This window comes from Aequorivita marina, assembly GCF_031631895.2.
Lineage (GTDB): Bacteria > Bacteroidota > Bacteroidia > Flavobacteriales > Flavobacteriaceae > Aequorivita > Aequorivita marina.
In genome coordinates, this window is the sequence record NZ_JAVMBW020000012.1 from 95,247 (window position 1) to 101,293 (window position 6,047).

At 38.6% G+C, this 6,047-nt stretch carries 6 protein-coding genes; 4 read left to right on the plus strand and 2 right to left on the minus strand.

Going from position 1 to position 6,047, the window contains the following annotated elements; translation table 11 throughout:
* Positions 1–3 precede the first annotated feature (3 nt).
* Complete coding sequence (locus tag QPK98_RS12345; protein ID WP_310993765.1) at positions 4–417, plus strand: DUF5675 family protein; 414 nt, start codon at positions 4–6, stop codon at positions 415–417.
* 173 nt (positions 418–590) lie between these two features.
* The gene (locus QPK98_RS12350) at positions 591–833 is read left to right on the plus strand and encodes a hypothetical protein (RefSeq protein ID WP_310993766.1); all 243 of its coding nucleotides are present in this window, start codon (positions 591–593) and stop codon (positions 831–833) included.
* A gap of 84 nt (positions 834–917) precedes the next feature.
* Here the strand turns inward: QPK98_RS12350 and QPK98_RS12355 are convergent, their stop codons facing one another.
* Both QPK98_RS12355 and QPK98_RS12360 read right to left on the minus strand, forming a co-directional pair.
* Positions 918–1,340, minus strand: coding sequence for a DUF6943 family protein (locus QPK98_RS12355; RefSeq protein ID WP_310993767.1), 423 nt, complete (start codon positions 1,338–1,340; stop codon positions 918–920).
* A gap of 268 nt (positions 1,341–1,608) precedes the next feature.
* On the minus strand, positions 1,609–1,845 hold the full coding sequence (locus QPK98_RS12360) for a helix-turn-helix domain-containing protein (protein ID WP_310993773.1): 237 nt from the start codon (positions 1,843–1,845) through the stop codon (positions 1,609–1,611).
* A 2,003-nt stretch (positions 1,846–3,848) separates the two neighbouring features.
* Between QPK98_RS12360 and QPK98_RS12365 the strand changes: the two genes are divergently transcribed.
* Entirely contained in the window at positions 3,849–5,261 is a 1,413-nt protein-coding gene (locus QPK98_RS12365) for a tetratricopeptide repeat protein (protein ID WP_310993768.1), read from the plus strand.
* Positions 5,262–5,431: 170 nt separating this feature from the next.
* A partial coding sequence (locus QPK98_RS12370) for a hypothetical protein (RefSeq protein WP_310993769.1) occupies positions 5,432–6,047 on the plus strand: 616 nt, incomplete at its 3' end.

A 6,047-nucleotide genomic window follows, 5' to 3' on the forward strand; every position in this document is an offset into this window, starting at 1 on the left:
ATTATGGAACTGGTTTTAGCGCGAAGTTATTACAAAGAGGGTACCCATGGTGCCCTCTTTTTGAATACTCGGTTTGTGTGCTTTACCATTGAACTGCCTTGGCGAGAGAACAGGCGTTTTGAGTCTTGCATTCCTGAGGGGCGTTATGAATTGAAGGCTCGGTTTTCAAAAAAGTTTGGGAATCATATTTTGGTGAAGGAGGTATATTGTCGAAATCTGATTTTAATCCATGCTGCTAATTATGCTAAAAAAGAGTTTCAGGGGGGCATTGCTCCAGTTTTGGAATTAACGAGAATAGGACGCGGCTCTAATTCGCCGATGGCGATGCAAAAAGTGTTGTCATTATGCCATCAAGCTTTTGAACGAAAAGAAACTGTATTACTTACTATTAAAGGTGCTGGTTATGAATTTAATTGAGCCTTATAAGAAACCCACTCCAAAACCCTTTTAGACATTATGGAGTATCGGAATTGTATTGGGGTCTATGAGAGCCGTGATCTTGTCGGCACCGATGGTAGCATCTATTGTTAGTCAGGCGGTGGTAAGTAATCAAGGTAAAGACGGAACTCATTTGAATTTAAATTAAAAATATGATGATGCCTTTTAGATCTTTTTCGACTATTATGGGAACCTGTGGCGGAACGGTATTGGCGACTTGGCCGATCATTGGATCTGAGGATTTAATCAGGACGGTAATTTTGGCGTTTGTTGGTGCGGCGGTTAGTTTTTCGGTTTCCTTTTCGTTAAAGATTGTGGTTAAGAATATTTTTTCGGCCTATTTTAAGTCGGATGTAAATTTTCGGAAGAAGAAGGATAAAGAGGAAGATGTTTAGCGCCTGGACTTCTACTGTTAGATTTTAGAAATAATAAGAAAGCCCGAGATTTAATCCCGGGCTTTTCTGTGTTATACAGTCATTTTATTCTCTGTTGAGATTATAAGATTTTAGGAGGGCAATCTTGTATTCTTCCAGACAACGCTGCTGGTGTAGGAGGTGGGTGGATAGGTGTTCCAATTCTTCCAAAGCGTTGAAACGGCCGTTCCAATGATGGCCTTCATAGTTTTTAATCATTTTCTTTAAAAGTGAATTTACCTGACCGATGTGAATAAAGGGGATTACAGATCCTGAAAAATAGGTTTTGAAGTAATAGCCATGAAAAAGGATGTTGCAAATCCAATAAAGCTGATGGGCCTTTTTTTGTGTATTGGTAAAGACAACAAATGAATTTGAAAAAGAGCAGCGGCTTGGTCTTCCGGCATTCTTTCCTTTATTAAGGATAAAGAAATGAGGGGAGCAGTAAGTTTTCCCTGGTTTGTGTGTTTTGATTTTGAAAGCTTTCATAATACAAAGTTTTAAGATTAAACATATTTTGAATTTCTTCCTTTCCGCTTATATTTTTTTTCGGAAAGAAAGAAAAGAGGAAGCTTTCGATTAGGCGGGGTGCTAGGGGTGTCAAGGTTTTTGAATGAAAATACTACCCAAAGGGTGGAGATTTTCATCAAAACCCGGAGGGCTTGACCTTGAAAACCCGTTTTGGCTGAGGTGGGGGGCAACCCGCCTACCTTTGCAGCACTGTTTTCATAAATTTAGAAAAGCATTGAAGTGTTCTTCATTTAGAAATGGATGAATGGCGTAATTCATTCTTTTTTAGGGTTTCGATTAACTTCATTTTGTTGTAATAGCGTCGATTCCCTATTTCGTATGACTTTAGTTTCCTTTGTTTCGTCCAATGCCATAGTGTTGAAGAATTTATTTTAAAAAACTCTGCTGTTTCTGTTCGCGTTAGGTAAACATCATTTTCATTTGTCTGTAATTCATTTATGTAGTGTTTAATTTTACTAACAATTTTGCTGCAACTTGATCTGCTAAGTTATCCACTGTTATTTCCGTAATTTCAATCGTTTTAGTTAGCATTTCTTATTTTTTAAGTTTCTTAAAGGTCGTTTTTCGAGGAACGATAAAAAAAAGAGCCCCCTAATATGGGAGCTCTGTAAGGCAGCACTCTACCCAGAAGATGCGCAACGTGTACTCTTTAAAGCCAACGTAATGCGCACGTACTAGGAACGGACTGCCCGAGGTGCGAATGCCCGCCAACAACCACCGGCTGCCTAAACGGACTCTAAATAAAAATTTAAACATAATGCCTTGTGCTACAGGATCGGTGCGTTTGGTGCAAGGGCTGTGGGGAAAAATACGACCCGCAGGGTGGAGATTTTTTCCAAACAGGCGAAGCGTATCCTTGCGGCTCTCGCATCCGCACGCCTGTACCTTTGCTATATGTTTGAGTTTTTACCACCCTATACCGGAGTGTTAATTTGACTCGGAATTCAGGTTTCTTTAATTTATTATCCCGACTCTAAATGGAAATCAAAGAAATCTTCATTTAATCCTTAATTAAAGAGGTGAAAAAATATAGGTTTCGTTCTTTTAAAAATGACTTCGTTCTTTCTACATCATACGACAACCGCGCTATTGTTTTTAAATATATAGGAACGGATTCTGATGATTATGGCATGCTGATAAAAAGTATATTTCTTATTTATGCTGAATGTGAAATTAGTAGTTAGAATTATAGCATGGTTTTTATTGGTTTGAGACTGAAAAGGCAGGTAAACCAAAGCGGAGCTATAGTGGAAGCGAGGAATGGAGAGGAACGGAATGGATTGCTGGAACTATAATGCGAGCCGCCTGCGAGCGGAGCAAGGGTGGTGGATGCCTAAACCCGAGGTAGGAGGGTGGTAGACGCCTACCGTTTACGGCAGGGCTGGCGCGAATTTTTGCTTCGGCGGCTGGAAAGGCAAGGGTAGCGATAGAAAGAAACAGAACGCTGCCAGAGCCGTAATGGAGCAATGCCTGGGGGTGGTTTATATGGTGGTTTTTACTAATTTTTTATGAGTAGTGAAAGGAGTTAAGATTTTAGATGTGGTATTGCGAAATGGAGTTGCGTAGGCTCGTGTAGTGGAGGGAATGAGCTACTCTTGTGCGGGTTGCCGAAAGTGGCTGCGTTGATAGAATGAGGCACGAATGAGTGAAATGAAGCGACTGTAGGCAAGTGGCTTTTTGCAAAAATCGTGACAGCCCGATCAGCCCGAAGCGACCTGCAGGCGAGCTGAATTAACAAGTGGCGGCAGCCCCCAATTATTAAGTTGTGAGCTTGCGAACACCTTATTGGGGTTGCGGTGCGAACGTTGGCTGCGGTTCAGCAAAACTTCAGCGAGCTGAGTTTTGCGTTCACCTTGCGCAGCGTTTGGGGGCTGGAGTAGCCACGGGTGAGGAAGGAGGGAAGTGTGTGAAGCAAGACAAATAAATAGTGCCAGCGAGGACGTGTCGCCGCAGCGGTGCTAGTTATGGTCCCGACAAGGGTAGCTATTTTTTTTAAATATTAACGCATAGCTGCTTGTATACCCTTGTCGGGATGTTTTGCGGAACAAAATGGAACGACTGACGAACACCGCTTTACCTGTCTTCCCGAAGATTGATGCTTAGTTCTTAGTGGGTTTGTGTGACGGGAGGAAATCGTAATTGATCCCTAAATTTCGAAGAAAATGGATGTGAAATTGTCTTTTGGCTATTTTTGGAGACTTCGAGAAGATAAGCTTGGTTTTAAGGATTTTGAGAATAAGGAGGAATGCACGGAGATTTAATTTTTACACCTTAGACAGCCAGAATATATTTTATCTCAATTCTTATTTTGAGTAATGATTAAATTGCTTGATTATTTTTTATTATTTTGGACAGCAGTAAATTATTTTCGCTGCCTTTTATCAGGAAACGTTATTTGATTGTAAGGAGAAGTAATGAGCGATTAACAAACACAGAGACTTACTGCTTAACTTATAAAGATATAAAATGAAATATTCCGGTGCTATACTTTTCTTTTGTTTTGGTATGTCCTTTTTATTCGCACAGGATTTTACTATCTATAAAGATTTATTGGAAAGAATCCAAGAGAACAGACGGTTTATTAATAAAAATTCTGAGGAAGAGTTCCTGGAGGCAAAGCTTATAGAAGCAGAAGCTCGAAAGGTTAGTGAAAGGGAAGTCGAGCTTTTAGCTCTTGTAAATCAATGTATTTATTACAAGGCGAAAATCGACTTTGAGAATTTAAAAATGACCGCAAATTCTTTGTTCAATAGAGCAAAGACCCATAAGATGACAGACTTCCAAGCTATTGGAAAGTACTATGTTTTTGAGGCCTATCTTTTTAATGGACTGCCTGAGAAAGCATTTGAGCAATTGAAAGAGGGAATGAAATTTGTCAATCAAGCTAATAAGGAAGGAACGTCTTCTTCGGGTTTGAGAAATAATTTTCATATCGCTTACTCTAATTATTATCAACAGAAAAAAGATTTTAAAAATCAACTGAAGTATATCAAATTATCAGGAGAGGAAGTGAGTAACATGCCTGAGGGAGAAAGAAAACATGAATTAATGTATTTGTATTATTCTAATTTGGCTCAGGTTTATAACGAGATGAATCAATTAGATTCTGCACAATATTACTCACATTTATCAAACTCCATAGATCAAGGTTATAATTTAGGACATGTGAAATTTATGAACCTTTTGATTCTAGGCGAAGCTGCCATGCAAAATAAGGAATATGATGAGGCTATTTCCTATTTCGTGAAGGCGGAAAAAATTGAGGGCTCGAAAATCCATATAAACCTATTAGATTTATATGATAATATGATTGAGACTTATCAAAAGTTGAATCTTACGGAATCTGCACAATTGTATCAGTACAAAAAGGATTCATTACGGCTTAATATTTCCGAAAACCAAAATAAATTTTTACGCAATCTGTTGGATGGTATCAATGCCAGGACTTATAAAATATATCTGTATTCAAGTATTATTTTGCTTGGGCTCTTAACGGTTTATATATTTATTGGAATCCGAAGAAAAAAACTTCTCCTTGCCCAAGAAAAAATCAGTGAGCAATATTTAATAAGAAATCAGACTATTGGCGACGATCATCTTAGGTTGATTGATTTGGTAAAGGAAAACAATCCTGCATTTATAATATATTTTAAGGAAGTCTATCCTGGGTTTATTCAGAAACTGGAGGAAGTGAATCCAAAAATCACACATTCTGATGCAGAGTTTTGTGCATTATTAAAGTTGAGATTACCTACAAAAGAGATTGCAAAATACCGATTTATCGCTCCCAAAACAGTTCAAAACAAACGATATTTAATTCGAAAGAAATTAAACATCCCAAAAACCGTAGATACTTATGAATGGTTTGATGCTTTTTAAAACACACGTAGTTAGCTGGTTATGAAGTGTTGTGTGAGTTGGGATTTATTGAGGAGTATTTTTTTAAGCCGTCGGGAATGTATCGGGAAGGTGAAATTTTTGCCTTTTGAATCATATCTTCTATACTTGTCCTGGACTTTTAATAATTAACCTCAATAACTCCTCAATTTATGAAAAACATTTACCTCAAATTTTTTGCAATTGGTATAGGACTCTTAGTAAGTTCTAGTTTATTGGCAAAATCTAATCTTGATCTTGAACCATTATTATCCCAAAGAAATACAAGCAATTGTGATGTAACCAACCCCAGCAGTGGTTTTTCCGACGGCATTGAATGTAACGAAGCCAACGGTGAAATTGCAGCCAATGACATTCTTGTGCCTGTTGATTCCGATCTTACCCTAAATAGCATAATGGCAAATATGGCCATCGCAGAAGGAGAGACCATAACCTCTGCCACTATTTGGATTTTTGAAGATGAATATGGCTATCCATATATGTATCCAGGATATGAAGTTACCTCCCAAGTAGTGGTGCCCACTTCTCACACTTTTCTTTACAATGATGCAGATATGGACCTTTATGAAGTTTTGTGGGATCTTACCCCCATTGTTCTTGAAGGCCAAAGCGAATACGAAACCCGCTATTGGGTGGGGATTTCGGCCACAACTTCCGATGGCGGCACACCTATTTGGGAAGTAACCAATGAGGATATGATTGGCCAGCCAGCAGCTTATAGCACTGGTAGTTGGTTTGATTTGTACGATACCTCAAAAGATGGGGTGT

Coding starts and splice junctions, on each gene's coding strand:
- QPK98_RS12345 (WP_310993765.1), top strand. CDS start 4: ATGGAACTGGTTTTAGCGCGAAGTTATTACAAAGAGGGTACCCATGGT.
- QPK98_RS12350 (WP_310993766.1), top strand. CDS start 591: ATGATGATGCCTTTTAGATCTTTTTCGACTATTATGGGAACCTGTGGC.
- QPK98_RS12355 (WP_310993767.1), bottom strand. CDS start 1,340: ATGAAAGCTTTCAAAATCAAAACACACAAACCAGGGAAAACTTACTGC.
- QPK98_RS12365 (WP_310993768.1), top strand. CDS start 3,849: ATGAAATATTCCGGTGCTATACTTTTCTTTTGTTTTGGTATGTCCTTT.